Genomic DNA, 24,919 nt, shown 5'->3' on the forward strand with positions numbered 1-24,919 from the left:
GACTCCGAGGGCGTCGAATACAACTCAAAACCAGTAGCAAACGTATCCTGGTGGAAAAGACCACCAGATATCTCTCTTATTCCGTCAGAACGCCAGGAAGGAACCGGTCTTCGTGTGCGACAATTCGGTCTTGGTATTCCACGAGGGTTCCGAGGATGTCTCGAATGCCCTCTTCGAGGTCCTGTTGCTGTTCGCCGACGAGTTCGGCAAACCGCTCGTTTTCCATCTCCATCTTGTGTTCCTCGTTTTCAGTTCGTGGGTTCTCGTAGTGTTTGATCTCCGCGTCGAGGCCAAACTCTTCGCCGACCTCGACGATGGTTTCGGCGAGTTCGATGATGGCAACAGGTCGCGTCACCTGATTGTAAACATCGACTCCCTCTCCAGAGTGACCTTGTTCGACGAGGTTCGCGAGGCTTTCGACGGCATCTTTGAGACTCACCATCGGCTTTCGTTGTTCACCCTTTCCATAGACGGTAATCGGGTACCCTGCGACGGCCTGTGCACAGAACCGGTTGACGACCGTTCCAAAGTAGTAGTCGAAGTCGAATCTGGTTGGCGAGCCGAGTGATTCGGTTTCTTCGGTTTCGGTTCCGTATACGATTGCGGTCCGAACGTCACTGATTGGGAGGTCCCATTCTTTCTCTGCGAGGCGCATGTTCCCTGCTTCGAAGGACTTTGTTTGGTGGTACCAACTGCCCCCCATCGCTGGGAACGGCACTTCGTCGCGTTCGCCTTGGTTTTCCATCGTTGCCCCACCCTCTGGGATGGTGAACGATGGTGCACCGTACACACCGGTTGTCGTTGTTTCGATGAAGTGGGTGTCCTCGAGTCCTGCTTCGTGAAGGCCGTGAAGCAGGTTGAGGTTCATGGAGATGTTGTTTTGCTGTGTGAACAGTGCCCGTTCACCATTTATCGCTGAATATGGTGCACTCGGTTGGGAGGCCAGATGAAGGACTGTTTCTGGCTCATATACCTCTAAAAGCTGTGTGACGAAATCTCTGTCAGCGACGTCTCCAGAAACGAAACTCACATTGTCTAGACCATCAAAGCGCCCTTCAGTTTCGTCGATTGGAACTGCCGACACACTGCCAGATTCGGTAACCCATTCCCGCCGTGAGAAGTTGTCTACAGCTACGATTCGTTCGTCCAGTCGATCGGCAAGCCGTAGCGTGGTTGGCCAGCCAAGATAGCCGTCTGCACCGGTTATGAGTATCGTCACAGTTAATCGAAAATAAATGAGTTATCGTATATACTTTTTGCTCCAGAATGTTGGAATAGGAGCCTCTGGATTCACACAGAACGGCGAAGTTGACAGGCTCGCTAACCAGTAAAACTAGGCCTCAATTTCGGGAGAGTTGGAATTTAGCTACTCGTACTGGTCCCGCAACTCCTCGTCGACTTCCCAAATCGCACTGCCCTCACCACGCAACAACTTCACGCACGCAAAGAGTAGCGAGACCTGCGTGTCGAACAGCGCATACGCCGCCTGAAGTGGCCCGAGTTTCTCGCGTGACCCAAGTTTGACGAACGCCGCGAGGGCGCCCGGAACGACCAGCCCTAACGGCCCAGCAAGTGCGAGACCAGCGAGCGTAGCGGCGGCGAGCGTTCCCGCAATCAGCCACGGCGAGACAATCATGAACCACCAGTTGAACGGCAGCACAGCACTACCGTAGAGTCCGTACCGTCCGAGTGCGTCACGGTGTTGGAACAGCAGTCGAATCAGGCCCATCGCACGGCGGTCTTTCTGCGTCCGTCGCTTCGAGAAGTCGGAGTGGGAGGCCTCTTTGTAGCGGATGTCGGGGTCGAAAACCACGCGCTTTCCATTTCGACGAATCAGCAGTGCGAGTTCGGTGTCGTCCGCGATGGAGTCGGGGTCGATAGGGACGATTTCGTCGTTCTCGAACGCCGAGAACGGACCATGGAAGATGAGGGTCGAATCGAGGTGAGATTCGAGCGTCTGGATGTGGGCTTGAATATCTCGGTAGCCTGTTTCGACTTGACTTCCACCGAGGACGTCGGCGTTGCGGCCAGTGACCGCACCGACATCGGGGTCGGCGAGATTCGCGGCGGCCTCGCGGAGCGCGTCGGGCGCGACCTTCGAGTCGCAGTCCGTCTTCACGACCATCTCGTTTTCGGCGGCAGCGTACGCGTCGTTGAGCGCCGGTGCGAGTCCACGTCGTTCGTCTTCTTCGATGAGGTTGAGCGTCGGTGCGTCTCGTTCGTCGAACCAGTCGTGGATGATGTCGCGGGTCGAATCGTCGCTCGAATCCACGATGACGACTTCGACTTTCTCCATCGGGTAGTCGAACGCGGCGATATCGTCGAGTTTGTTCTCGATGATTCGCTCTTCGTTGTACGTCGGAAGGACGATGCTGACAGAGGGCTCTGCCTCACGTTTGTCGGCAGGTGACCCTTCGGGGCCGAGAATGTAGTAGAACAGTCCGTAGAGGAGATACGGAATCCCGGTGAGCGAAAGCAGAAACATAACCTCCTTCGCCAGTCGGCGAGCGAGTGTGCGCATACCCCCCGGTTGAACGAGGGTCATAAAAATAACTCGGGTCTCTCGGTCAAGAGCGTGTAGACAATCGGTCGAAGAACGCTGATTGGAAAGTCCTTTTATATTGCCCGTGGGACGTGCCGCTAATGGAGTACGACGACGTTTGCATTCTCATCCCGACCTACGACGAGGCCGAGACTATCGCCGATGTCGTCTCTGACTACCGGGACGAAGGTTTCACGAACATCCTCGTCATCGACGGGGGCTCGACAGATGGGACACGCGAACTCGCCGAGGAGGCGGGCGCGCGCGTCGTCGTGCAATCTGGGTCCGGCAAGGGTCAAGCCGTCCGCGAAGCGGTCGAAGACCACGTCCAAGCCGAATACGTCCTGATGCTCGACGGTGATGGAACGTACCTCGCAAAGGACGCAGAGAAGATGCTTGCGCCGTTCGACGAGGGGTACGAACACGTCATCGGTGACCGCTTTGCCGACATGCACGAAGGCGCGATGACGGGCCTGAACAAAATCGGCAACGGAATCATCAATCGGGCGTTCGCGCTCATTCACGGCAAAGACTACAAAGATATCTTGAGCGGATACCGGGCGTTCACACGCGAGTCGTTCCTCGAAATGACGCTCACGTCGGATGGCTTCGGCGTCGAGACGGAGATGGCGGTCGAATGCATCAAGCGTGGTATCGAGACAACTGTCGTTCCCACGACGTACCTTCCGCGACCCGATGGGTCGGATACGAACCTGCACCCGGTCCGCGACGGCGGTATCATCTTCCTCGAACTCTACCGCCGGGCGAAGACCAACAACCCACTGTTCTACTTCGGCAGTGTCGGACTCGCATCGACCGCGACGGGTCTCGGACTCGCTGCCTACGTCGCCTACGAGTGGGTCTTCAAGATGATTTCGCACGAAGTCATTGCCGTCGTCTCGGCGGCGGGAATCCTCTTCGGCGTGCAACTGCTCATGTTCGGTGTCCTCTCGGACCTGATTCTCTCACTCCACCGCGAACAGATGAAGCGCATCGAGGAATTCGAATAGCGCAGCGGGTGAGCAGTCTGCGGATTAGGCGGAGAGCGTGTCGTACAATTAGAAGGGGAGCAGCCCGCGGAGTCGGCCGACGAGACTGGTCGATGCCTCGGCGCGGTAGGCTTCGAACACTGGGTGAAGGTCGTTGAGGAGGTCGTTTCGTGAGTCGTAGTGTGTTCGCTCGGTAGCCTTGAGTGCGTCGTCGATCGTCACAGTCGTCTCGTTGGCATCGACTGGGATAGCGACGTGGTCGAGAGCGTCGGCGATGGTCTCGGTATCGGCGGGGAAATCGACGTCTTTCTCGTCGAGGTGGGGTGCGAGTGCCGCGATGCCGAACTCGATAGCGTCTGGTTCTGTCCCGTCTCCACTCGGGGGTCTCACTGCCATTGATACCGATTACGTGTTCATCCGTGGAAAAACCCCCGAACGACCGACACGATATCTTCTTCGTTCGATTCGCTGACCGTGGGCGTTATCTGACACGCGCTCATGGCTTCTCGTATGACTGAGTACACGACGGTTTCTATCCCGAAAGAACTGGCCGCGCGCGTCGAAGAGACTATCGAAGGAACGACGTTTTCGAGTACGAGCGACCTCGTTCGCTTCCTGCTTCGAAGTATCGTCATCCAACACCAGCGTTCTGGTGGCGAACTCTCTGACTCGGAGTTTCAAGAAATCGCGGACAACCTCCGCGACCTCGGATACCTGAAGTAACGACGGTGACAGGTCTCGCGGCCGCCAGTCTGTCTGTTTTCAGAGTTCTTCGACTGGCGGTTCGGCATCGACGACGACGAGTTCGAGCTTTCGGCCCGAGCGGTCGAACGCGCCGAGCGTGTCGTCGTCCCACGGTGGAACCGCGAGCAACACCACTGCCGCAAAGTCGTCTCGCTCGGTGAGTTTGAACGGCCCTTGGGGGTGTGTGAGAAAACGAGCGCGCCCGCGACCCGCCGGGGTGCCGAGGTCAACGCCGAAGACCTTCCGAACCGACTGCCCGGCACTGGGCAAGTAGAAGTGGGTCAGAATCGGCGTTTCGGGGTCGAGGTCGAATGTCGCATCGAACGACGACGCGGGCGTCGCATCGAGTACCACGTTCATCTCGCTCGGTTCGTTCTCTTCTGCGAGTTCGAGAAGCACGTCGACGAGTCCACGAGTGATGTGTACTCGACGTGGCTCACTTTGGTCTCGTCGCGGTGGGTCGCCCGCGTTCTCGATAGAGTTGGTGTTGCCTGTCATGGGTGGGCCTCAGTTCGAGACCATCGACTTGAGTGCCTTCAGATACGCGCTCGGGAGGTTCGACCGAGAGTTCGAGAGGGCAGTTCGCATGGCGCTTCCTGCATTCTCGGGAACGCCCGCCCCGTGGCCGACGAGGAGTCGCTCGGGGCTGTACTTCGACAGCATGCGACGCGGTGGGAAGAGTCGAAGCATCGGGTGGACACCGAGGCTCTCACCGGATGCGCAGAAGTAATCGACCGTCCCCAGTGCTTCGGGGACGATGAGCAGCGAGAGTTCGGGATGGTAGAATCCGACTTCTTGCCACGGTGGAACCGAGCGGTCCACGACACGGAAGGTTTCGAACCCGGTATCTGCGAGCGTCGTTCCGAATCGCTCGACTGGGGCGTTGAGTTCGGTTGCGACGCCGGTCATCCACGAAGCGACGTAGACGGGAACCTCGTGGCGATTCGCCATTGCGGCAGCGTCGCGTTTGTGGCGGTCGAGACCGACGACGACTCCCGCAACGTCGCCGAACTCAGCGAAGAGGTCGTCAACGCCCGGTGCGTCCACGGGGTCGAACACCCAGACGTCACCGTCGAGTTCGACTGCGTGACTCGCGCGTTGCATGGCTTCGTCGGGGTACGCGAGCCAACCAACGCCGTGTTCCCAGCGGTCGATTTCGTGGAGTTGTGTCGTTCCACGACCTTTCATCGGCATACATGTCACGTGGGCCGGAAATCGCATAAGCCCTCTCACTACGGGGGTTTCGTCCGGTAGTCGTGGTGGAAGGTGAGAGGAGGCACGATGGAGGGCTGAACGTCACTCCTCAGAAAACCAGCATTCGACGATTCAGAGTTTGTCCGTGTCGATATCGACGCCCGGCGGGGTGACGACGAGGAACTTTCGGAAGTGCATCAAGTTGCCGTCCATGTCTTTGATGTCGCGTGCGAACTTCGAGGCGAGTTTGTTCAAGTCGCCCTCGATGGAGAGAAAGAGGACGTTCCCGCGTGCGATAGAGTCGATCCACTCTTCAGGTGGCGTCGAGCCGTCGAGGACACCGAGTACGACGCCGCCTTCTGTGTCGTCTGACGGAAGATGTTCTTCGGCAGTCTGCAAGTTGAGGTTGAAGTCGCCCATACCCCGTGCGTGGCAGAGCGATGAGAAAAGCGTTCGGACCGTTTTGCTCTCAGAAGGCGAGCCAACCGAGCGCGAGGCGACGACTGGCGAGTTCACATTCGTCCACTCGTGAGTGCGCGTACCCACCACGAACTTTTGTTTATAAACCTTGAACTATTAGATTATCTCTTCATAGCGTGGAATCCTGTGACAGCATATCAAGTCATTCTATGACATGAATGTATAATAGGTCGTTGATGTCTTGCGATTCGGGGGTTTTGGTAACTGTTCACAGATTCAAGATAACAATCATGATACTGTCTGTGGGAAACATTTAAATATGGGTTCGTGTACCTGACTGACACAATGTCTCACAACATGACGGAGGATTCGTCGGGTAGCCCGGCGGGTCGAGTTCTTCCAGGGCACATTAGCCCAACAATCTGAAATCGAAAACGTACGGATTTTCGACACGACGCTCCGCGACGGCGAGCAGTCGCCCCGAACCTCGTTCTCGTACGAGGAAAAACGGGATATTGCGGCGATGCTCGACAGCATGGGTACCCACGTCATCGAGGCTGGGTTCCCCGTCAACTCCGATGCGGAGTTCGAAGCAGTCGCGGATATCGCGGCGGCAACTGACGCGACGACCTGTGGACTGGCCCGCGTCGTCGACAAAGACATCGAAGCCGCGCTGGATGCTGGCGTCGATATGGTACACACGTTCGTGAGTACCAGCGACGTGCAACTGGCCGACTCGATGCACGCCTCCCGCGAAGAAGCGGTCGAACGCGCCGTCCACAGTGTCGAGCGCGTCCGCGACGCAGGTGTCGAAGTAATGTTCTCGCCGATGGACGCCACGCGAACCGACGAGGCGTTCCTCATCGAAGTCGTCGAAGCCGTGACCGACGCGGGCGTCGATTGGATTAACCTCCCCGACACCTGTGGGGTTGCGACCCCGACGCGCTTCGCAAAGATGGTCAAGACCGTCCGCGAACACACTGACGCCGAAATCGACGTACACACGCACGACGACTTCGGACTGGCCTCCGCGAACGCGATGGCTGGCTTCGAAGCAGGTGCGTCGCAGGCGCAAGTGTCGGTCAACGGCATCGGCGAACGCGCAGGCAACGCGGCCTACGAAGAGGTCGTGATGTCGGCAGAATCACTGTACGGCGTCGATACCGGTATCGACACCACGCAAATCACGAAGTTGGCTCGCATCGTCGAGGCGGCTTCCGACATCCCGGTTCCGGCCAACAAGCCGGTCGTCGGGCGCAACGCGTTCTCCCACGAAAGCGGCATCCACGCGGCGGGTGTCATCGAGAACGCCGACACGTTCGAGCCGGGTGTCATGACCCCAGAGATGGTCGGCGCGACCCGCGAGTTCGTCCTCGGCAAGCACACGGGGACGCACTCGGTACGCAAGCGCCTCGAAGATATCGGGTACGAACCGACGGACGCCGAGGTCCGTGAAGTAACCCGCCGCGTCAAAGACACTGGCGCGGAGAAAGAGCGCATCAACGACGAGACGCTGAAGGCGTTCGCTCAGAACGTCGGCGTCACCACAAAAGAGGACACGGAGGAGGTTCGCGTCTGATGAGGCTGGGCTGTGGCCCCTCAGGGCGACCGCCCCGCACGCTCGTTCGGGCGGCAGAGGAGTGCAACACTTGCTCGCCGCGAAACTGTTATTACCACCCAAGCGCACGTGTGGCATACGATGAGACAGCACGACTCGTGTTCGACGACTGTCGCTCCCCGCGGAGCCCGCAGTCTCGACGCTGGTGCTGTCCGCGCGCTCATTATTGTAGGGGTCTAGCCCCTCATCATTCCACTTCTCAGTCCCACGGATTCGCACCGTATTCAGCCATCTCTGGAGTCCCCTATATGGAGCACCACCACTACACTAACCGACCGCGCGCGCATCGCTATCGAACAACACGAACACACGGAGGTCGAACATGAGCGAACGAACCGCAACGACGTCCGAACCAGCAGAAACCGACGAAACGCCAACCAAGACCGAAGTCACTTCGGGCGCAACCGCCGTCATCCGGGCGCTCGAAAACGCCGGTGTCGAAACCGCATTCGGGGTGCAAGGTGGGGCAATCATGCCCATCTACGACGCCCTGTACGGCTCTGACATCCGGCACGTGACGATGGCCCACGAACAGGCCGCCGCCCACGCCGCTGACGCCTATGGCGTCGTCCACGGCGACCCCGGCGTCTGTCTGGCTACTTCTGGCCCCGGCGCGACGAACCTCGTGACCGGCATCGCCGACGCCAACATGGACTCTGATGCGATGCTCGCACTGACCGGGCAGGTTCCGTCGGATATGGTCGGTTCGGACGCGTTCCAAGAGACCGACACCACGGGCGTCACCGCACCGATTACGAAGCACAATTACTTCGCTAACGACACCGACACCGTCGGCGACACCGTCGGTGAAGCGTTCGAATTAGCTCGTGAAGGCCGACCCGGTCCGACGCTCGTCGACCTCCCGAAAGACATCTCACTCGGTGAGACGACGCGCGAACCCGGTCGGGCACGTGCTCCCGAAACCGCACGCTCTCGAACTGACCCCGACGACGACGCCGTTGCAGACGCGGCCCGCGCCATCGAGCGCGCGGAGAAGCCGTTGTTGCTCTTCGGCGGCGGCGTCATCAAAGCCAACGCGACCGAAGTCGCTCGCTCCTTTGCGTTCGAACACGAGATTCCGGTCGTCACCACGATGCCCGGCATCGGTTCGTTCCCCGAGGACCACGACCTGTGTCTCTCGTGGGCGGGCATGCACGGGACCGGCTACGCGAACATGGCAATCACGCACACCGACTGCCTCATCGCGGTCGGCACGCGCTTCGACGACCGCCTGACCGGCGGCATCGACACGTTCGCACCCGAGGCCGAAGTCGTCCACATCGACATCGACCCGGCGGAAATCTCGAAGAACATCCACGCGGACTACCCCGTCGTCGGCGACGCTGGTCGCGCGCTCGAACGCATCGACACCGAGATGGCACACAGCCCCGACGCCCGCGAGTGGGCAGCACAGTGCCAGACGTGGAAAGACGAGTACCCGATGGACTACGCCGCCCCCGAGGACGAACCGGTCAAACCCCAGTTCGTCGTCGAGGCACTGGACGAAGCGACGCCCGACGACACCATCGTCACCACGGGCGTCGGCCAGCACCAGATGTGGGCCGCCCAGTACTGGACGTTCAGCGAACCACGGCGCTGGGTCTCGTCGCACGGTCTCGGCACGATGGGATACGGACTTCCGGCGGCCATCGGCGCACGACTCGCCGCTGACGACGACCAATCGGTCGTTTGCGTTGACGGCGACGCCTCGTTCTTGATGACGATGCAGGAACTCTCCGTTGCCGTCCGCGAGAATCTGGACATCACGGTCGCCATCCTCAACAACAAGTACATCGGGATGGTTCGACAGTGGCAGGACGCCTTCTTCGAAGGCCGACACATGGCCGCTGGCTACGACTGGTGTCCTCGATTCGACAAACTCGCAGAGGCCTTCGGCGCTCGCGGATGGGCCGTCGATTCCTACGAAGAAGTGCCCAACGCAATCGAAGAAGCACTGGCCTACGATGGCCCATCGGTTATCGACTTCCACGTCGACCCCGCAGAGAACGTCTACCCGATGGTTTCGTCGGGTGGCGCGAACGGCAAATTCGCACTCAGTGAGGACCAATTATGAGCGACAACCAGCACGGACTCCAAGGCCCGACTCCCGAGGAGCGCCCGCACCCAGAGGGACGGCGCAACTCGCAGGGCATCCGCATCGACCCCGCTGCTGAATCGGAACACGAACCACGGCGGACCGTCCTGTCGGCGCTCGTCGAACACGAACCGGGCGTCCTCTCGCGGGTCGCCGGACTCGCCGCCCGACGGCAGTTCAACATCGAGAGCCTGACGGTTGGCCCGACGACCGTCGAAGGCCACGCCCGCATCACGATGGTCGTCGAGGAGCCAGACCCCGGCATCGACCAAATCGAAAAACAACTCGCCAAACTGAAGCCGGTCATCTCGGTCGGCGAACTGGACGACGACGCGATTCGCGCCGAAGTCGTCCTGCTCAAAGTTCGTGGCGAAGAACCCGACAAGGTTCACGCCATCACCGAGATGTACGACGGCAAGACCCTCGATGCCGGTCCAGAGACTATCACGGTCCAACTCACCGGTGACGAACACAAAATCGACGACGCCGTCGATGCGTTCCGACGCTTCGGCATCATCGAAATCGCCCGCACCGGGCAGACCGCTCTCGCACACGGCGCGAAGACGACTGTCCCCGGAGAGGAACCCGGCACGTCCGGCGAACCAACCAAACCCAATCCAAACCAATGACTGAATTCACTACCACCGTTTACTACGACGACGACGCAGACCGCTCGCAGATCGACTCCAAGACCGTTGCCATCCTCGGCTACGGCAGTCAGGGTCACGCCCACGCCCAGAACCTCGCCGACAGCGGGGTCGACGTGGTCGTCGGTCTCCAACCCGGTTCTTCCTCGCGTGCCGCTGCCCGCGAAGATGGACTTCGTGTGGCGACGCCCGCAGAGGCGGCCGCCGAGGCAGACATCGTTTCCGTACTCGTCCCCGACACTGTGCAACCCGCAGTCTTCGAGGAAATCCGCGACGGCCTCGAACCCGGCGACACGCTCCAGTTCGCCCACGGATTCAACATCCACTACAGCCAAATCGAGCCGCCGGAAGACGTTGACGTGACGCTCGTCGCACCCAAGTCACCCGGCCACCTCGTTCGCCGAAACTACGAGAACGGCGAGGGGACGCCTGGGCTCCTCGCAGTCTACCAGGACACGACTGGTGACGCAAAAGCAGAAGCACTGGCCTACGCCCACGGAATCGGCTGTACTCGCGCTGGCGTCATCGAGACGACCTTCCGCGAAGAGACCGAGACCGACCTGTTCGGCGAGCAGGCCGTCCTCTGTGGCGGCGTCACCTCGCTCGTCAAGCAGGGCTACGAGACGCTCGTCGATGCGGGCTACTCCCCCGAGATGGCCTACTTCGAGTGCCTGAACGAACTGAAACTCATCGTGGACCTGATGTACGAAGGCGGACTCGGCGAGATGTGGCATTCGGTCTCCGACACCGCAGAGTTCGGCGGGCTGACCCGCGGCGACCGCGTCGTGGACGAACATAGCCGCGAGCGCATGGAGGAAGTCCTCGAAGAAGTGCAAGACGGTACGTTCGCCCGCGAGTGGATTCTCGAGAACCAGGCTGGTCGTCCATCCTACAACCAGCTCAAGGGAGCAGAAGAGGCCCACGACATCGAGGAAGTCGGTGGCCGACTCCGCGAACTGTTCTCGTGGAATGAAGAATCGAAGTCTACAGACAAAGCAGAAGCACCAGCAGACGACTGAAATCGACCAATGACACGAAACCGAAAATCGAACGACACGCCGATGCGAGACGTGAGCCACACCAATCCGTACACCGGAGAGACGTTCACCACCGTCTACGAACGTGGCCCAGTGGTCACCGACGGCGGTCAAACGTCGAGCCCCGAAATGACGGGTGGCTCCGAGACGATGGACGACGTTGACCACACCCCTCGGAACGGCGAGGGTGCGTCAAACGTGTGGGAACGCGGCTATGAGGACGTAGCATCGACGGGTGACGTAGATGAGTGAGGGAACGCTGTACGACAAAGTCTGGGAGAACCACACGGTTTCGGAACTCCCGACTGGACAGACCCAGCTATTCTGTGGACTGCACCTCATCCACGAGGTGACGAGTCCCCAGGCGTTCGGCATGCTCCAAGAGCGTGGCCTGGAAGTCGCCTACCCCGAGCGAACCCACGCGACGGTGGACCACATCGTCCCCACCTCCGACCAGTCGCGGCCCTACAGCGACGGCGCGGCCGAAGAGATGATGGCCGAACTCGAACAGAACGTCCGCGACGCGGGAATCGAGTTCTCGGACCCCACGTCCGGGGACCAAGGTATCGTCCACGTCATCGGGCCGGAGCAGGGTCTCACCCAACCCGGCATGACCATCGTCTGTGGTGACTCCCACACCTCGACGCACGGCGCGTTCGGCGCACTCGCGTTCGGTATCGGGACGAGCCAAATCCGCGACGTACTGGCCACGCAAACGATTGCGATGGAGAAGAAGAAGGTTCGCAAAATCGAGGTCACGGGCGAACTCGGCCCCGGCGTCGAAGCGAAGGACGTCATCCTCGAAATCATCCGTCGCCTCGGCACCGAAGGCGGTGTCGGCTACGTCTACGAGTACGCCGGTGAGGCCATCGAGAACCTCGATATGGAAGGTCGGATGAGTATCTGTAACATGTCCATCGAGGGCGGCGCTCGCGCGGGCTACGTCAACCCCGACGAGACCACCTACGAGTGGCTGAAACAGACCGACTACTTCCAGGAGACCCCCGAGAAGTTCGACGAACTCAAACCCTACTGGGAGTCGGTTCGCTCGGACGACGACGCCGAGTACGACGACGTGGTGACCATCGACGGTTCGGAACTCGAACCCGTCGTCACGTGGGGGACGACCCCCGGCCAAGGCGTCGGCATCTCCCAGCCCATTCCGGCCCCCGAAGACCTTCCCGAAGACAAGCAGGACACGGCGCGGATGGCCCAAGAGCACATGCGCGTCACGCCCGGCGAGACGATGGAAGGCTACGAAATCGACGTGGCGTTCCTCGGGTCGTGTACGAACGCCCGCATGCCGGACCTCCGTCGCGCCGCAGAGGTCGTCAAAGGCCGACAGGTCGCCGACAGTGTTCGTGCGATGGTCGTCCCCGGCAGCCAGCGCGTCAAACTCGCCGCCGAAGCGGAAGGCTTGGACGAAATCTTCACCGAGGCCGGATTCGAGTGGCGCGAAGCAGGCTGTTCGATGTGTCTCGGCATGAACGAAGACCAACTCGAAGGCGACGAGGCATCCGCCTCGTCTTCGAACCGTAACTTCATCGGTCGGCAGGGGTCGAAAGACGGCCGCACGGTCCTGATGAATCCGCGCATGGTCGCGGCGGCGGCGGTGACCGGACACGTCACCGACGTTCGTGAACTGAAGGAGGTAACCACCGTATGACCGACGAAATTCCAGAGATTCACTCCGTAACAGGACCGGGCGTGCCCATCCGCGGCAACGACATCGACACCGACCAAATCATCCCGGCGCGCTTCATGAAGGTCGTCACCTTCGACGGCCTCGGCGAGTTCGCGTTCTTCGACCAGCGATTCGACGACGAAGACAACGAGAAAGACCACGCGCTGAACGAACCGCACTTCCAAGACGCCTCGGTGATGGTCGTCAACGCCAACTTCGGCTGTGGTTCCTCGCGTGAACACGCGCCACAGGCGCTCATGCGCTGGGGCATCGACGCCATCATCGGCGAGTCGTTCGCCGAGATTTTCGCGGGCAACTGTCTCGCACTCGGTATCCCGACTGTCACTGCCGACACCGAAACTGTCGAAGGCATCCAATCGTGGGTCGACGAGAACCCCGACGGCGAGATTCACGTCGATGTGAAGGCCGGAACGGTCACCTACGGCGATACCACCGTCGAAGCGACGGTCGATAGCGCCCAGCAGAAAGCACTCACCGAAGGTGTCTGGGACACGACGGCGCTCATGAAGTCCAACGCCGACGCCGTCGCCGAGAAAGCACGTTCCCTCCCCTACGTCCATGACTGAGGAAATCGTCGTCATCCCCGGCGATGGAATCGGACAGGAAGTCATTCCGGCGGCCGTCGAAGTACTCGATGCCGTCGGTGACTTCGACTTCGTGGATGCCGACGCAGGCGACCACGTGAAAGAAGCGACGGGCGAAGCACTCCCCGACGACACGTACGAACTCGTTGCGAACGCCGATGCGACTTTGTTCGGCGCGGCAGGCGAGACTGCGGCGGACGTGATTCTCCCGCTCCGGACGGCGGTCGATTCGTTCGTCAACGTCCGCCCGGCGAAAGCCTATCCCGGCGTGGACGCACTTCGGCCCGAGACCGACCTCGTGTTCCTTCGTGAGAACACAGAAGGTGTCTACACGGGTATCGAAGACCAACTCTCCGACGACCTCTCGACGCTCACGCGCGTGGTGACGACCTCCGCATCCGAGCGACTCGCCGAGTTCGCTTGCGACTACGTCGGCGGCGAAGGTGGCCACTTCCAGGTCGCCCACAAGGCGAACGTCATGCGTGAGACCGACGGTCGATTCCTCGATGCAGTCGTCGAGACGGCCGAAAAGAACGGTGTCGAGACGGAGGGAGTTCTCATGGACGCCTTTGCGACGCGCGTCTGTCTCGACCCGACGCAGTTCGACACTATCGTCTGTCCGAACCTCGCTGGTGACATGCTCTCGGACCTCGCGGCCGGTCTGGTCGGCGGGCTTGGTCTCCTGCCATCGGCCAACATCGGCCCGGAAAACGCACTGTTCGAACCGGTACACGGGTCTGCTCCTGACATCGCGGGCGAAGGTATCGCCAACCCTGCGGCGACCATCCTATCGGCGGCGATGCTCCTCGACCACCTCGGCTACGACGACGAAGCAACACAGGTCAACAGTGCGGTCGAGGCTGTTCTCGAAGATGGCCCACGAACGCCCGACCTCGGCGGCGACGCGTCCACTGAAGACGTGACGGCCGCAGTTATCGACTATCTCTGAGGCCGACTCGGTCGAATCATCGACCACCACTCGATTTTCGTTCTTGATTGCGAATCCCTCGTCTCGAACAGAGACGGGCGAAATCCAACATAAACAATTATCCCTCCACCTCCCCCTACTTCTGAAATAGCGAGGAACCGGACCCGATGTTACCAGCAGAACGAAGACGCCGTATTGTCGAACTCGTCTCCGAGTCCGACGGCAGGTCAGTCGAGGCCTTAGCCGACGGATTGGACTTTTCGAAGGCGACCATCCGCCGTGATTTACGCGAACTCGAAGACCGGGGACTCATCGAGCGTTCCCACGGTGGTGCAGTTCCAGTCACGTCGGTCGGACGAGAGCGAACGTTCGGCGAAAAAGAAGTGCAGAATCTCGATGCGAAACGCGCAATCGCACAACGCGCAGTCGACGAGCTCATCGAAGGACAGGTCGTCTTCTTCGATGCGGGGACGACGACGATGCAAGTCGCTCGGCAGATGCCGTCCGATAGTAACTTCCTCAGTGTGACGAACTCGCCGCGACTCGCAATCGAGTTGAACGACGAGGAGAACGAAGTGAAACTCACCGGCGGGACGCTTCGTCGCCGGACACGCGCCTGCGTCGGCCCGACGGCCGAGGCGTTCATGCACCGGACGAACTTCGACTTGCTCTTTCTCGGCACCAACGCTCTCGACGTCGAGAGCGGTCTGACGACGCCGAACGAGGACGAAGCGCGGATGAAGGAGTTGATGGTCGAAAAGGCCGGTCGCGTCGTCCTCGTCGCAGACCACTCGAAAATCGGTCGCCGAAGCTTCGTCCAGTTCGCATCGCTCGACGACATTGATATGTTCATTACCGACCGACCGCTCGACCCGAGTCTCCGCGACGAGATTGCGAACCTCGGTGTCGAAGTCGTCGATGGAGTTGTTCAATGATTCTTACAGTCACGCCAAATCCCGCTGTTGACCATACGATTCAGTTCGACGAACCGCTTACGACCGATGTCGTTCACCGGACGGACGACGCCGTATTCACCGCCGGTGGCAAGGGTATCAACGTCGCCAAGTACACCACCGCGCTGGGCGTCGATGCGACTGCATCGGGCTTTTTGGGCGGACACTTCGGCCAACTTATCCACGACCGCTTGGCCGACGAAGACGTCGCCGCGGATTTCGTCGGCATCGACAGCAACACGCGTCTGAACACGACGGTGTTGGCGACCGATGGCGAGTACAAACTCAACCACAACGGCCCGCACATCGACGCGGCGGACGTCGACGAACTCGTCTCGACGGTCGAGGCGAACGACCCCGATATGCTGCACATCGGCGGGAGTCTCCCGCCGGGAATGCCACTGTCTGCAATCGACCGACTCGCTGACGCGGGTGACTGGGAGACTGCAATCGATACGGGTGGGGAGACGCTCACTGAACTCGACGCTGACTACTTCATCTGCAAGCCGAACGAGTCGGAACTCGCCGATGCAACCGGACGGCCTGTCGAGACGACAGAAGAGGCGATTGTAGCCGCACGCGAACTCCGCGAGTGCGGGTTCGAATACGTCTTGGCCTCGCTCGGTGGCGACGGTGCGGTCCTCGTTGGCCCCGACGGCGCGCTCTCGGCACCCGCACTCGACGTCGATGTTGCCGATACCGTCGGCGCTGGTGACGCACTTCTGTCCGGATTCTTGGCCGGACGTGAACGAAACATGAACGATGCTGACGCACTTCGGCTTGGCGTGCGCACTGCTGCACACATCGTGAGCGTCTCTGGAACGTACGCATCGGACCTCGGTCAGGTACTTTTCAGCGAGACACCGGTCGAAGTGGTGTCTGAAGACTGATTTCAGGTTGCAAATAAACTTTTATTAACGACCAAAACGCTCAGGAACGTTCATATTCGAAAGGGTTTTTGAACACATTTGCTTAGTTCTGAAAGTAGGGGTGGCAACACTATGGCAAACGACGCAGAAGACGCAGTTCGGTCCTATTTGACTTCGGTCAAAGAGGACCTCATGACTGGGGTATCGTTCATGATTCCGTTCGTCACTATCGGCGGAATCTTCCTGGCGCTCGGCTACGCCGTGGCGTCGCTTTCGAACAACGTACAAGACGTGTTCAGCAGCACGGGGACCGCTGGCTGGTTCCTCGCGCAAATCGGTGTCGCAGGGCTGACCCTGATGGTGCCGGTACTCGGGGCGTACATCGCATACGCGATTGCGGACCGGCCGGGTCTCGCACCGGGGTTCATCCTCTCGTACATCATTCAGCAGGGCAACGTCCTGCAAGCGGCCGGTGACGTAATCGGCCTGCAGGGCGGTTCCGCCGGTGCAGGGTACCTCGGCGCTATCGTCGCCGGTTTCCTCGCCGGTATCGTCGCCCGCTGGTTCAAGCAGCGCGACGTGCCGGAGTTCATCGCTCCGATGATGCCGGTTCTCATCATTCCGGTCGCAACGACCGCTGTGCTGACGCCGATTATGCTGTTCGTCCTCGGCGTTCCGATTTCGATTGCGAACGCCTCGCTCACTGGCTTCCTGAGCAACATGCAGGGAGGCAGCCAAGCGGTTCTCTTCGGTGCAATCGTCGGCGCGATGATGGCCGCGGACATGGGCGGACCAATCAACAAGGTCGCCTACGTGTTCTCGGTCGGCCTCATCTCTGAGGGCGTCACCGCACCGATGGCCGCAGTCATGATTGCCGGGATGGTCCCGCCGATTGGACTGGCCCTCTCGAACTTCATCGCACCGCAGAAGTACGCCGCTGAGATGTACGAGAACGCCAAGAGTGGCGTTCTGCTCGGCTTCTCGTTCATCACTGAGGGAGCAATCCCCTATGCGGCCGCAGACCCTGCACGCGTCATTCCGAGCGTCGTCGCTGGGAGTGCAGTCGCAGGCGCGGCATCGATGGCACTCGGCGTTACAATGCCCGCTCCCCACGGCGGCATCTTCGTCGTTCCACTGTCGAACCAGCCATTCATGTTCATCGCGTGCATCCTGCTCGGCTCGCTCGTGACCGCCGTCATCGCGACGGCCGTCAAGCCCGACTTCGACGTGCGCGTCGCCGCACAGAACCAGAACGCAGACGACTGAGACCGACTACCGACTTCATCTTTCAATACTCGACGTAGTACCATGGACGTAGAAGACATTAGCACCATCACACCGCTCGAACTGATTTCGCTCGAAGAACCACCGGCAACGAAGGACGGAGCCATCGAGTTCCTCCTCGACCTCGCCGTCGATGCTGGCCGCGTCTCCGACCGCGACGCCGCCCTCTCCGCACTGCTCGAACGCGAAGAAGAAGCGACGACCGGCGTTGGCTTCGGCATCGGCATCCCGCACGCCAAGACGGACGCCGTCTCGAAACCCACTGTCGCGTTCGCTCGCTCGACCGATGGCATCGACTTCGATGCGATGGACGACAAGCCTGCACGCTTGCTGTTCATGATTCTCGTCCCCGCAGAGGGTGGCGAGGATCACCTCCAGATTCTCAGTGCGCTCTCGCGCTCGCTCATGCACGAGGACGTTCGTGAGAACCTACTCGATGCAGAGAGCGAAGAGACGGTCCAAGACATCCTCGCGGAGGTCGTTGCTTAATGGAGCGCATCGTCACTGTCGTCCCCGAAGACGGCCTGCACGCGCGCCCCGCTTCGAAGTTCGTCGAGATGGCCAACTCGTTCGATTCGGACATCCAGCTCGGTCGCGCCGACGACGGCGACCTCGTTCCCGCCGCGAGCATGCTCGCAGTGACCGGACTTGGCGTCGCCGCCGACGAAGACGTCAAACTCGTCGCCGAGGGTGACGACGCAGAAGCGGCGCTGGATGCCCTCGAAGACATCCTTTCAACCCCAGAGTCCGAACTGTAACCATGGCGGAACGAACCCTCAACGGTATCGGCGTGACACCACTCTCGGGCGTCGGCTCGGTCGTCTGGTACCGACCCGAAGCCGAACTTCCCGACCCACCGGAACCGGCGGACGTGGACGCTGAGTCCGAACTGTCACGGTTCGAATCTGCGCGTGAACAGGCGGCCCAAGAGTTGAAAGCCGAACGCGACCAGACTGCCGAACGCGTCGGCGAAGAAGAGGCCGCAGTCTTCGATGCTCACATCCAGTTCCTCAACGACCCGCAGATTTCTGACGGCGTCGAAGAGGCAATCGACGGCGGAATCCCCGCCGAACACGCTGTACAGGAGACTTTCTCGGGCTTTATCGAACAGTTCGAGAACATGGGTGGCCGGATGGGCGAGCGCGCAGACGACTTGCGCGACGTTCGTGACCGACTCGTTCGCATCCTCTCCGACGGCGAGCGCGTGGACCTCGCGTCGCTCCCCGAGGGAAGCGTCGTCGTCGCCGAGCGCCTGACGCCGAGCGACACCGCACAACTCGACCCAGAGCGCGTCGCCGGATTCGTGACGACGACCGGTGGCCGAACCTCGCACGCCGCTATCTTCGCCCGTTCGCTCGCCTTGCCCGCAGTCGTGGGTGTCGGCGACGAACTCGAATCAGTCGAAGACGGCGACGAAGTACTCATCGACGGTGAGGCAGGTCGCGTCGTCGTGCATCCCCACGACGACACCAAAGCCGAAGCCACGGAGGGCGCAGACGTCGAAGTCCACGACGGTGAAGTCGAGACGAAAGACGGCGTGGAAATCGAGGTTGCGGCCAACATCGGCACCCTCGACGACATCGACCTCGCAGTCGAACGCGGGGCCGACGGTGTTGGTCTCTTCCGCACCGAGTTCCTCTTTCTCGACCGCGAGTCACCACCGGACGAAGAAGAACAGTACGAGGCCTATCTGAAGGCGCTCGAAGCCTTCGACGGTGGTCGTGTCGTCGTCAGAACCCTCGACATCGGCGGCGACAAGCCGATTCCGTACCTCGACCTGCCTGAAGAAGAGAATCCATTCCTCGGCGAGCGCGGCATCCGTCGCTCGCTCGGCCCGGACTCGGACCTCTTCGAGACGCAGATTCGCGCACTCTTGCGCGCCGCAGGGAGTGCCGACGGTGCAAACCTCTCGGTGATGCTCCCGCTCGTCGCCTCGCTGGAAGAACTCCACGAGGCCCGCGAAGTCATCGACGACATCGCTATCGACCTCGACGCACTCGGCATCGAGTACGAACTGCCGGAGTTCGGTATCATGATCGAGACGCCTGCGGCCGTGTTCATGGCCGACGAGTTCGCACCGCACGTGGACTTCTTCAGCATCGGGACGAACGACCTCGCGCAGTACGTCATGGCCGCAGAGCGCGGCAACGAGCGTGTCTCCGACCTCGGCGACTATCGCCAACCAGCCGTCCTGCGCGCAATCGCCAAGACGGTCGAAGCCGCCGACGGCAACGACTGTTGGGTCGGCATGTGTGGTGAGATGGCCGGTGACCCGGACCTCACCGAACTGCTCGTCGGTCTCGGACTCGACGAGTTGAGCATGAGCGCCGTCACGGTACCGCACGTCAAGGCGGCCGTCACGGAGACAGACACGGCCGACGCGGAGGCGCTCGCAACTCGCGTCCGCTCGGCCAGCACCAAAAGTGAAGTCACAGAAATCCTAACTGAAAGCCAATGAAACTCGTAGCAGTCACATCCTGTCCGACCGGAATCGCTCACAGCCAGATGGCCGCAGAGAACCTCCTGCAATCGGCCGAGAAACTCGGCCACGACATCGACGTCGAAGTGCAGGGCGCGATGGGAACTCAGGACGAACTCTCCGCAGACGCCATCGACGCGGCGGATGCAGTCATCATCACCTCGGACACGTCGGTCAGCCGCGACCGCTTCGACGGGAAACTCGTCGTCAAGGGAACGGTCAAAGACGGCGTCAACAACGCCGAGGCCGTCATCGAGCGCGCCGTCGAACTCGCAGAAGCAGGCAAGACCGGAAACGTCACCTTCGGAAGCGGCGACGACGGCGAGGACGCTTCGAGCGAGAGTAGCGCGGATTCCAGCGCGAGCGACGAACCCGTCCGACGCGGCGGAGACCCCGAAAAAGGCCTGTTCGCACGCCTGAAGAAACTGTTCTCCTAAGCGCGTCGCGCTTGCGGCCGCCCCACTCTCTTCGTTTTTCACCGCCGACGAGCGACCGCGTTCGACGCTCGTGAAAAATTAACTCGGTAATGAACGAACGGATTCGTGCAAAAGCGAACGCGACTTCCCATACATTATTACCCTCGCACACGATGTGAAAACCGAGGTGAACGTCTAATGCCGTTTTACGGCGGGGAGGAACTCGCCAGTGTATACGATGAGGCGCTCGACGAAGGGTTCGGTCTCGTTGCGAGTAACATCGCAGAGCCGAACGTGATGATGGGGTTGATGGAAGGTGCCGACCGGATGGATTCGGACCTCCTGCTCCAGATGAGTGGTGGTGCCTGCAAGTTCGCAGGCAACGGTGACCCGGTTGCGGGCCTCGAAGCGATGGGCACGTACATCGAAACCATCGCCGAGCAGTACGACATCGGGGTCTTCCTGAATATGGACCACCAGACCGACCTCGAACTCATCGAGAAACAGATCGAACTCGATATTCCGTCGTCGATTATGATCGACGCCTCGCACCACCCGTTCGAGGAGAACGTCGAGACCAGCCGCGAGGTCGTCGAGATGGTCGAAGCCGCAGGCTCCGACATCCTCGTCGAGGCCGAACTCGGCCAGATAAAGGGCGTCGAAGACGAAATCGAGGCTGAGGAAGCCTTCTACACCGACCCCGAACAGGCCGTCGAATTCGTCGACCGAACGGGTGCTGACCTGCTCGCCATCTCGGTGGGTACCCAGCACGGTGTCGCCAAGGGCAAAGACCTCGAACTTCGCCCGGACCTCGCCCACGACATCCGTCAGGCTCTCCGCGACCACGGTCTCGACACGCCGCTCGTCCTCCACGGCTCTTCGGGCGTCCAACCCGACCAGTTGCAGGAGATGCTCCAACACGGCATCTGTAAGGTCAACAAGGACACGCGCTACCAGTACGAGTACACGCGCACCGCCTACGACCTCTACAGTCAGGACCCGAACGCAATCGTCCCGCCGGAAGGCGTCGAAGACGCCCGCGACACGTTCTTCAACGAGACCGAGTGGTCGCCCGACAAGTCGGTCTTCGACCCTCGTGTCGTCGGCCGGGACATTCGCGCCCGAGTCGCGGACGTTCACGCCGACCTGACGGAAGTCTCCGGAAGCGCCGGTCACTCGCTGTTCAAATAACTCCGACGACAGCGCAGTCGTCACATTTCTTCGCTATTTTCGCCCGCGAGCGTCGCCGCTGTCGTGCGTTGTGTCGTGTGTGTCCGCCCCGTCGCTTAAGCCACTCCGAGACGTGAATACGACTATGCCCCAGATTCACCTCGACGAGCGCACGATTGGCCGACTCGATGACCTCCGAGAAGAAGACGAAGACTACGACGAACTCATCAACGAACTCATCAACATCTACCAGGCGAGCGAACTCACGCTATTCCACGGCGGCGACGAGTACTGAGTCGCGTTACTCCTGATAGGCGATTCGGACCTGTTCCCACGTCCCTTTGTTTTCGAGATGCTCCTGTAGCATGTCCGCGTAGGATTGGGTCATTCGCTTGGCATCTTTGAGCTTCTCTTCTTTGTCTTTCTTTCCGCCACCGCCACCGAGACCAAGTGCGCCTTTGATAGAGTCCACGATGCTGCCGCCGCTCGATGAGGACTGATTGCCGCCGCCACCCATCGCGCCCATCTGCTTTCGGATGTTGTCGAGTTCCGGAATAATCATCGGGACTTTTTCGGTGTCCGCGACGATGCGTGCGTGTTCCGGGTCGTTGGCGTCCTCGATTTCGAACTCGGTCGCCGTCATGATGAGACCCCACTCCTGACTCGAAAACTGCGAGTTCATCACGTGTTCGTTGAACTCGCGGTCGACTGCCATTCGGTCGCCGACGATGCTGTCGGTCCAGTGTGCCATGGAGACATGTCATCGTCGTACTGGTATCAGGGTTGCGGGAAATCGCCCCCCGCACGTGGATTTAATCGCGTGGCTGTCGTCTCTGTCTCATGGAACGGTACGACCTGCTGTACCGACTGTACGAGGAGTTCGACGCCGCATCGGTTCGAGAGTCGCAGGACTTTATCGACCTCTTGCCTCCACTCGATTCGACCGTCGCACTCTCTCACTGGCAGGCGGTCGACGACGAACTGAGTGAGATGAAAGACCGTCTTCGCCGCGAGTTTCCGGACGGCGACCGCTATGCCGAACTCGCCGCCCACGCGACGCGCGACGAGGCGTTTACCGCGCTCGACCTCTACACGAAGTACGGTCGCGCCGTCAACGCACTCGTCCTCGACGTAGACGAGACGCTCCGGTCGGCCGGTCGGACTGACAACGAAATCCCACGCGAAGTGCTTCACCTCCTCACCGAGTTGTACGAGTTAGACGTTCCCATCATCATCTGCACCGGCCAGACCCTCGAAAACGTGAAGGGATTCATGATTCAGGGCATGGGAAACACGCTCGTCCATTCGGGGAACTTCAGTATCGTCTACGAGGCGGGAACCGGTGTCTTCACACCAGGCCACGGGTCGGACACGAAGCGACTGTTGTACGAAACGCTCGACGAAACCGTCCAGTCCGTCTTCGAAGGCGTCCGCGGACAGGTAATTCGAGAACTCCCCGAGAGCCTTCGCGGGTGTGTTCACCTCCAAGGAAACGAGTTCAACGTCACGCTCAAGCCGAACTTCGAGACCGGAAGCGACGAGGCCGAGCGCGTCATCGACGAGTCGATTCTGTTCATGCTAGACTTACTCGGGGGCGTCGTCACCGACGACCCCGAAGGCGCGAATTGGGCGCGGGCCTACTACGCGGCGTCCGACTCGGAAATCGCCGACGTACTCGATGCACAGGGTGCGGAATCGGCGTCGGTCGATGACATCCCAGACGACGTTCGTGCGACGTTCGAGCGCATTACCGTCGCGTACTATCACGCCGATGCTGCGGAACTCTCTGCGGTAGCGTTGAACAAGGCCGCCGGTGTCGAGGCCGCACTCGACGTCCTCGGCATCGACGACCCGTTCATCCTCATGATGGGCGATTCGAAGTCGGACAGAAAGGTGATGGAGTGGGCCGCCGAGGGGAAACGCGGTATCTCTGCGGCCCCCGAACACAGTTCAGAGACGGTTCTCGAACACGTGCGGAGTACCGACGAACTCGTCTTCGACCGAGGAGATGCGGCGTCGATTCTCCGAACCGTCTACGCGCTCAATCTGTTGACCGATTAGCGAACTCACGAGTCGGTCGCGTGTGTTCGGCAGATAGCCGCGAAAAGGTGGATGCAGGGGGTGGTGACTTAGTGTACGGTACACTGTTCACCAGTTCCGTCGCCCGGTTGTTCTGGTTCTTCAGGGGTCGGGGTGGGTGTCGTTGGGGTGGGTGTTGGAGTTGACTGGTCGGTCTTCTCGTTGTCGTCTGAGTCGTTCGAGTCAGTCTTCTCGGTGTCGTTGCTGTCAGTATCGTTGCTATCGTTGTCGTCCGAGGAGGAACTGCTCTTTTTCTTCTTGCTCGAACTGGTCTTTGCGACGGGCGTCTCGGTCGTCGTTTCCGTGTCGTCCACGGCGATGAACTGTTCGTCATCGTCACCGTCGTCGGTCGGTGTCGGCGTCGAGTCGTCGACGATGACGGGTTCGTTGTCGTCTTCGTCGTCAGTGTCGGTGTTCGTGTCGTCCGTGACCGCGTCTCCGACATCTCCGTCCGTGTTCGCAAACGATGCGTCGATGGTTGTATCCGCGCTATCCGTCGTGTCGGGTGCGACAGGCCCGCCGATGAGGAATGCTGACCCGATGACCGTCAGGACGACGACCAAGATGCCGATTCCCTTGAGGCTCACGTTCGTTCACCCCGTGTCTGTGGCGATGCACACGTTGTGTCTTGGTGGACACTGGTGCAACGAGATGTTCCTCGGAACGATTCTGCAATAGTGGTTGGTACCATATCCAGGACACTATTTGATTCGAGAGGATATCGTTACGAATTATCTACCACTCCGAGCCGGAATCTGGAAACGTTGGTGTGTGAACAGAGATAAAATCCGGTGAATTCGTTCGAGAGAGTCTCTCCGTCCTGCACATATTATCGCCATAACTCCACGATTAACACCAAAATACTGGGTGGTACCCCGCGACGAAACACGGGACGTGGAATCGAGAGAAACACAAAACGAGTCAGCAAGGGATAGCGTGTCGCCGAATGCTGGGCTGTGTAGTGGTTTGCACACAGTGCCCAGGGCGACCACACCGGAATGGCAGCGATGTAGCTCAGTGATATCGCAGTACACGTCGATTGGTCACGCTTCGACCATCACCTCTATTTGTTCACAGATTCCCATGACACATCCTTCTGTAGGGCGCCTACCGTATTCGTTACGTCCTCTCTACCTGAATTTCACGAACTCGTGAACAAACAGAAT

28 protein-coding genes are annotated in these 24,919 nt (G+C 60.3%); 20 read left to right on the plus strand and 8 right to left on the minus strand.

Annotation, left to right across the window (positions count from 1 at the left end; translation table 11 throughout):
* Nucleotides 1-76: 76 nt before the first annotated feature.
* Entirely contained in the window at nucleotides 77-1,219 is a 1,143-nt protein-coding gene (locus ACK509_RS01140; protein ID WP_410764649.1) for an NAD-dependent epimerase/dehydratase family protein, read from the minus strand.
* 147 nt (nucleotides 1,220-1,366) lie between these two features.
* Nucleotides 1,367-2,521 (minus strand): glycosyltransferase, encoded by a 1,155-nt coding sequence (locus ACK509_RS01145; RefSeq protein WP_410764650.1) that lies wholly within the window; start codon nucleotides 2,519-2,521, stop codon nucleotides 1,367-1,369.
* Between the two features lie 122 nt (nucleotides 2,522-2,643).
* Between ACK509_RS01145 and aglJ the strand changes: the two genes are divergently transcribed.
* Nucleotides 2,644-3,552: an S-layer glycoprotein N-glycosyltransferase AglJ gene (gene aglJ / locus ACK509_RS01150; RefSeq protein ID WP_410764651.1), complete on the plus strand. Its 909-nt coding sequence runs from the start codon at nucleotides 2,644-2,646 to the stop codon at nucleotides 3,550-3,552.
* Nucleotides 3,553-3,600: 48 nt separating this feature from the next.
* Here the strand turns inward: aglJ and ACK509_RS01155 are convergent, their stop codons facing one another.
* Entirely contained in the window at nucleotides 3,601-3,927 is a 327-nt protein-coding gene (locus tag ACK509_RS01155) for a hypothetical protein (protein WP_410764652.1), read from the minus strand.
* A gap of 114 nt (nucleotides 3,928-4,041) precedes the next feature.
* On the opposite strand from ACK509_RS01155, the gene ACK509_RS01160 reads away from it, so the two are divergent.
* Nucleotides 4,042-4,254 carry a ribbon-helix-helix domain-containing protein gene (locus ACK509_RS01160; RefSeq protein ID WP_390222929.1) on the plus strand — a complete coding sequence of 71 codons (213 nt, stop codon included), beginning with the start codon at nucleotides 4,042-4,044 and terminating at the stop codon, nucleotides 4,252-4,254.
* A gap of 39 nt (nucleotides 4,255-4,293) precedes the next feature.
* On the opposite strand, the gene ACK509_RS01165 is transcribed toward ACK509_RS01160, so the two are convergent.
* The 3 genes from ACK509_RS01165 to ACK509_RS01175 all read right to left on the minus strand — a co-directional run bounded on the left by ACK509_RS01165 (nucleotide 4,294) and on the right by ACK509_RS01175 (nucleotide 5,889).
* Nucleotides 4,294-4,773 carry a hypothetical protein gene (locus tag ACK509_RS01165; protein WP_410764653.1) on the minus strand — a complete coding sequence of 160 codons (480 nt, stop codon included), beginning with the start codon at nucleotides 4,771-4,773 and terminating at the stop codon, nucleotides 4,294-4,296.
* Nucleotides 4,774-4,782: 9 nt separating this feature from the next.
* Complete coding sequence (locus tag ACK509_RS01170; protein ID WP_410764654.1) at nucleotides 4,783-5,469, minus strand: hypothetical protein; 687 nt, start codon at nucleotides 5,467-5,469, stop codon at nucleotides 4,783-4,785.
* A gap of 132 nt (nucleotides 5,470-5,601) precedes the next feature.
* Nucleotides 5,602-5,889: a DUF5779 family protein gene (locus ACK509_RS01175; protein ID WP_410764655.1), complete on the minus strand. Its 288-nt coding sequence runs from the start codon at nucleotides 5,887-5,889 to the stop codon at nucleotides 5,602-5,604.
* A 367-nt stretch (nucleotides 5,890-6,256) separates the two neighbouring features.
* Here ACK509_RS01175 and ACK509_RS01180 point away from each other — a divergent pair, with 367 nt between their 5' ends.
* The 17 genes from ACK509_RS01180 (at nucleotide 6,257) to ACK509_RS01260 (ending at nucleotide 21,969) form a co-directional block, all read left to right on the plus strand.
* Nucleotides 6,257-7,468, plus strand: a complete 1,212-nt coding sequence (locus tag ACK509_RS01180; protein ID WP_410766230.1) for a LeuA family protein — start codon at nucleotides 6,257-6,259, stop codon at nucleotides 7,466-7,468.
* Nucleotides 7,469-7,829: 361 nt separating this feature from the next.
* The gene (ilvB, locus tag ACK509_RS01185) at nucleotides 7,830-9,581 is read left to right on the plus strand and encodes a biosynthetic-type acetolactate synthase large subunit (protein ID WP_410764656.1); all 1,752 of its coding nucleotides are present in this window, start codon (nucleotides 7,830-7,832) and stop codon (nucleotides 9,579-9,581) included.
* Nucleotides 9,578-10,231 (plus strand): acetolactate synthase small subunit, encoded by a 654-nt coding sequence (gene ilvN, locus ACK509_RS01190; RefSeq protein ID WP_410764657.1) that lies wholly within the window; start codon nucleotides 9,578-9,580, stop codon nucleotides 10,229-10,231. Before ilvB ends, ilvN begins: the two co-directional genes overlap by 4 nt.
* The gene (gene ilvC, locus ACK509_RS01195) at nucleotides 10,228-11,268 is read left to right on the plus strand and encodes a ketol-acid reductoisomerase (protein ID WP_410764660.1); all 1,041 of its coding nucleotides are present in this window, start codon (nucleotides 10,228-10,230) and stop codon (nucleotides 11,266-11,268) included. Before ilvN ends, ilvC begins: the two co-directional genes overlap by 4 nt.
* Nucleotides 11,269-11,277: 9 nt before the next feature.
* The gene (locus ACK509_RS01200) at nucleotides 11,278-11,538 is read left to right on the plus strand and encodes a hypothetical protein (protein WP_410764662.1); all 261 of its coding nucleotides are present in this window, start codon (nucleotides 11,278-11,280) and stop codon (nucleotides 11,536-11,538) included.
* Complete coding sequence (gene leuC, locus ACK509_RS01205) at nucleotides 11,531-12,952, plus strand: 3-isopropylmalate dehydratase large subunit (protein WP_410764663.1); 1,422 nt, start codon at nucleotides 11,531-11,533, stop codon at nucleotides 12,950-12,952. Before ACK509_RS01200 ends, leuC begins: the two co-directional genes overlap by 8 nt.
* Entirely contained in the window at nucleotides 12,949-13,557 is a 609-nt protein-coding gene (gene leuD, locus ACK509_RS01210) for a 3-isopropylmalate dehydratase small subunit (protein WP_410764664.1), read from the plus strand. Before leuC ends, leuD begins: the two co-directional genes overlap by 4 nt.
* Nucleotides 13,550-14,524: a 3-isopropylmalate dehydrogenase gene (gene leuB / locus ACK509_RS01215; RefSeq protein ID WP_410764665.1), complete on the plus strand. Its 975-nt coding sequence runs from the start codon at nucleotides 13,550-13,552 to the stop codon at nucleotides 14,522-14,524. Before leuD ends, leuB begins: the two co-directional genes overlap by 8 nt.
* 146 nt (nucleotides 14,525-14,670) lie before the next feature.
* Nucleotides 14,671-15,438, plus strand: coding sequence for an HTH-type transcriptional regulator GlpR (gene glpR / locus ACK509_RS01220; RefSeq protein WP_410764666.1), 768 nt, complete (start codon nucleotides 14,671-14,673; stop codon nucleotides 15,436-15,438).
* Nucleotides 15,435-16,346 carry a 1-phosphofructokinase gene (gene pfkB / locus ACK509_RS01225; RefSeq protein WP_410764667.1) on the plus strand — a complete coding sequence of 304 codons (912 nt, stop codon included), beginning with the start codon at nucleotides 15,435-15,437 and terminating at the stop codon, nucleotides 16,344-16,346. The genes glpR and pfkB overlap by 4 nt, the downstream gene beginning before the upstream one ends.
* A 111-nt stretch (nucleotides 16,347-16,457) precedes the next feature.
* Nucleotides 16,458-17,591, plus strand: a complete 1,134-nt coding sequence (ptfC, locus tag ACK509_RS01230; protein WP_410764668.1) for a fructose PTS transporter subunit IIC — start codon at nucleotides 16,458-16,460, stop codon at nucleotides 17,589-17,591.
* 42 nt (nucleotides 17,592-17,633) lie between these two features.
* Complete coding sequence (ptfA, locus tag ACK509_RS01235) at nucleotides 17,634-18,098, plus strand: fructose PTS transporter subunit IIA (RefSeq protein ID WP_410764669.1); 465 nt, start codon at nucleotides 17,634-17,636, stop codon at nucleotides 18,096-18,098.
* The gene (ptsH1, locus tag ACK509_RS01240; RefSeq protein ID WP_410764670.1) at nucleotides 18,098-18,367 is read left to right on the plus strand and encodes a phosphocarrier protein HPr; all 270 of its coding nucleotides are present in this window, start codon (nucleotides 18,098-18,100) and stop codon (nucleotides 18,365-18,367) included. Before ptfA ends, ptsH1 begins: the two co-directional genes overlap by 1 nt.
* 2 nt (nucleotides 18,368-18,369) lie before the next feature.
* Nucleotides 18,370-20,067, plus strand: a complete 1,698-nt coding sequence (gene ptsP / locus ACK509_RS01245; protein WP_410764672.1) for a phosphoenolpyruvate--protein phosphotransferase — start codon at nucleotides 18,370-18,372, stop codon at nucleotides 20,065-20,067.
* Nucleotides 20,064-20,525 carry a fructose PTS transporter subunit IIB gene (gene ptfB, locus ACK509_RS01250; protein ID WP_410764673.1) on the plus strand — a complete coding sequence of 154 codons (462 nt, stop codon included), beginning with the start codon at nucleotides 20,064-20,066 and terminating at the stop codon, nucleotides 20,523-20,525. The genes ptsP and ptfB overlap by 4 nt, the downstream gene beginning before the upstream one ends.
* A gap of 177 nt (nucleotides 20,526-20,702) precedes the next feature.
* Nucleotides 20,703-21,695 carry a class II fructose-bisphosphate aldolase gene (gene fba / locus ACK509_RS01255; RefSeq protein WP_410764674.1) on the plus strand — a complete coding sequence of 331 codons (993 nt, stop codon included), beginning with the start codon at nucleotides 20,703-20,705 and terminating at the stop codon, nucleotides 21,693-21,695.
* A gap of 124 nt (nucleotides 21,696-21,819) precedes the next feature.
* Nucleotides 21,820-21,969 (plus strand): hypothetical protein, encoded by a 150-nt coding sequence (locus ACK509_RS01260; RefSeq protein WP_410764675.1) that lies wholly within the window; start codon nucleotides 21,820-21,822, stop codon nucleotides 21,967-21,969.
* A gap of 6 nt (nucleotides 21,970-21,975) precedes the next feature.
* Here the strand turns inward: ACK509_RS01260 and ACK509_RS01265 are convergent, their stop codons facing one another.
* A complete protein-coding gene (locus ACK509_RS01265; RefSeq protein WP_410764676.1) occupies nucleotides 21,976-22,425 on the minus strand; it encodes a DUF5799 family protein in 450 nt (149 codons plus the stop codon).
* An 89-nt stretch (nucleotides 22,426-22,514) separates the two neighbouring features.
* Here ACK509_RS01265 and ACK509_RS01270 point away from each other — a divergent pair, with 89 nt between their 5' ends.
* Nucleotides 22,515-23,735 (plus strand): HAD family hydrolase, encoded by a 1,221-nt coding sequence (locus ACK509_RS01270; protein ID WP_410764677.1) that lies wholly within the window; start codon nucleotides 22,515-22,517, stop codon nucleotides 23,733-23,735.
* A 68-nt stretch (nucleotides 23,736-23,803) separates the two neighbouring features.
* Here ACK509_RS01270 and ACK509_RS01275 read toward each other — a convergent pair whose 3' ends face one another.
* Nucleotides 23,804-24,340, minus strand: coding sequence for a hypothetical protein (locus tag ACK509_RS01275; RefSeq protein ID WP_410764678.1), 537 nt, complete (start codon nucleotides 24,338-24,340; stop codon nucleotides 23,804-23,806).
* Between the last annotated feature and the right edge of the window lie 579 nt (nucleotides 24,341-24,919).

It is taken from the genome of Haloferax sp. DFSO60 (assembly GCF_046557615.1).
In the GTDB taxonomy this organism is placed as follows: Archaea; Halobacteriota; Halobacteria; order Halobacteriales; family Haloferacaceae; genus Haloferax.

Bases quoted from the DNA above. Each gene is read 5' to 3' on its own strand.
- ACK509_RS01145 (WP_410764650.1), bottom strand. From the start codon at position 2,521: ATGCGCACACTCGCTCGCCGACTGGCGAAGGAGGTTATGTTTCTGCTT.
- aglJ (WP_410764651.1), top strand. From the start codon at position 2,644: ATGGAGTACGACGACGTTTGCATTCTCATCCCGACCTACGACGAGGCC.
- ACK509_RS01155 (WP_410764652.1), bottom strand. From the start codon at position 3,927: ATGGCAGTGAGACCCCCGAGTGGAGACGGGACAGAACCAGACGCTATC.
- ACK509_RS01160 (WP_390222929.1), top strand. From the start codon at position 4,042: ATGACTGAGTACACGACGGTTTCTATCCCGAAAGAACTGGCCGCGCGC.
- ACK509_RS01165 (WP_410764653.1), bottom strand. From the start codon at position 4,773: ATGACAGGCAACACCAACTCTATCGAGAACGCGGGCGACCCACCGCGA.
- ACK509_RS01170 (WP_410764654.1), bottom strand. From the start codon at position 5,469: ATGCCGATGAAAGGTCGTGGAACGACACAACTCCACGAAATCGACCGC.
- ACK509_RS01175 (WP_410764655.1), bottom strand. From the start codon at position 5,889: ATGGGCGACTTCAACCTCAACTTGCAGACTGCCGAAGAACATCTTCCG.
- ilvB (WP_410764656.1), top strand. From the start codon at position 7,830: ATGAGCGAACGAACCGCAACGACGTCCGAACCAGCAGAAACCGACGAA.
- ilvN (WP_410764657.1), top strand. From the start codon at position 9,578: ATGAGCGACAACCAGCACGGACTCCAAGGCCCGACTCCCGAGGAGCGC.
- ilvC (WP_410764660.1), top strand. From the start codon at position 10,228: ATGACTGAATTCACTACCACCGTTTACTACGACGACGACGCAGACCGC.
- ACK509_RS01200 (WP_410764662.1), top strand. From the start codon at position 11,278: ATGACACGAAACCGAAAATCGAACGACACGCCGATGCGAGACGTGAGC.
- leuC (WP_410764663.1), top strand. From the start codon at position 11,531: ATGAGTGAGGGAACGCTGTACGACAAAGTCTGGGAGAACCACACGGTT.
- leuD (WP_410764664.1), top strand. From the start codon at position 12,949: ATGACCGACGAAATTCCAGAGATTCACTCCGTAACAGGACCGGGCGTG.
- leuB (WP_410764665.1), top strand. From the start codon at position 13,550: ATGACTGAGGAAATCGTCGTCATCCCCGGCGATGGAATCGGACAGGAA.
- glpR (WP_410764666.1), top strand. From the start codon at position 14,671: ATGTTACCAGCAGAACGAAGACGCCGTATTGTCGAACTCGTCTCCGAG.
- pfkB (WP_410764667.1), top strand. From the start codon at position 15,435: ATGATTCTTACAGTCACGCCAAATCCCGCTGTTGACCATACGATTCAG.
- ptfC (WP_410764668.1), top strand. From the start codon at position 16,458: ATGGCAAACGACGCAGAAGACGCAGTTCGGTCCTATTTGACTTCGGTC.
- ptfA (WP_410764669.1), top strand. From the start codon at position 17,634: ATGGACGTAGAAGACATTAGCACCATCACACCGCTCGAACTGATTTCG.
- ptsH1 (WP_410764670.1), top strand. From the start codon at position 18,098: ATGGAGCGCATCGTCACTGTCGTCCCCGAAGACGGCCTGCACGCGCGC.
- ptsP (WP_410764672.1), top strand. From the start codon at position 18,370: ATGGCGGAACGAACCCTCAACGGTATCGGCGTGACACCACTCTCGGGC.
- ptfB (WP_410764673.1), top strand. From the start codon at position 20,064: ATGAAACTCGTAGCAGTCACATCCTGTCCGACCGGAATCGCTCACAGC.
- fba (WP_410764674.1), top strand. From the start codon at position 20,703: ATGCCGTTTTACGGCGGGGAGGAACTCGCCAGTGTATACGATGAGGCG.
- ACK509_RS01260 (WP_410764675.1), top strand. From the start codon at position 21,820: ATGCCCCAGATTCACCTCGACGAGCGCACGATTGGCCGACTCGATGAC.
- ACK509_RS01265 (WP_410764676.1), bottom strand. From the start codon at position 22,425: ATGGCACACTGGACCGACAGCATCGTCGGCGACCGAATGGCAGTCGAC.
- ACK509_RS01270 (WP_410764677.1), top strand. From the start codon at position 22,515: ATGGAACGGTACGACCTGCTGTACCGACTGTACGAGGAGTTCGACGCC.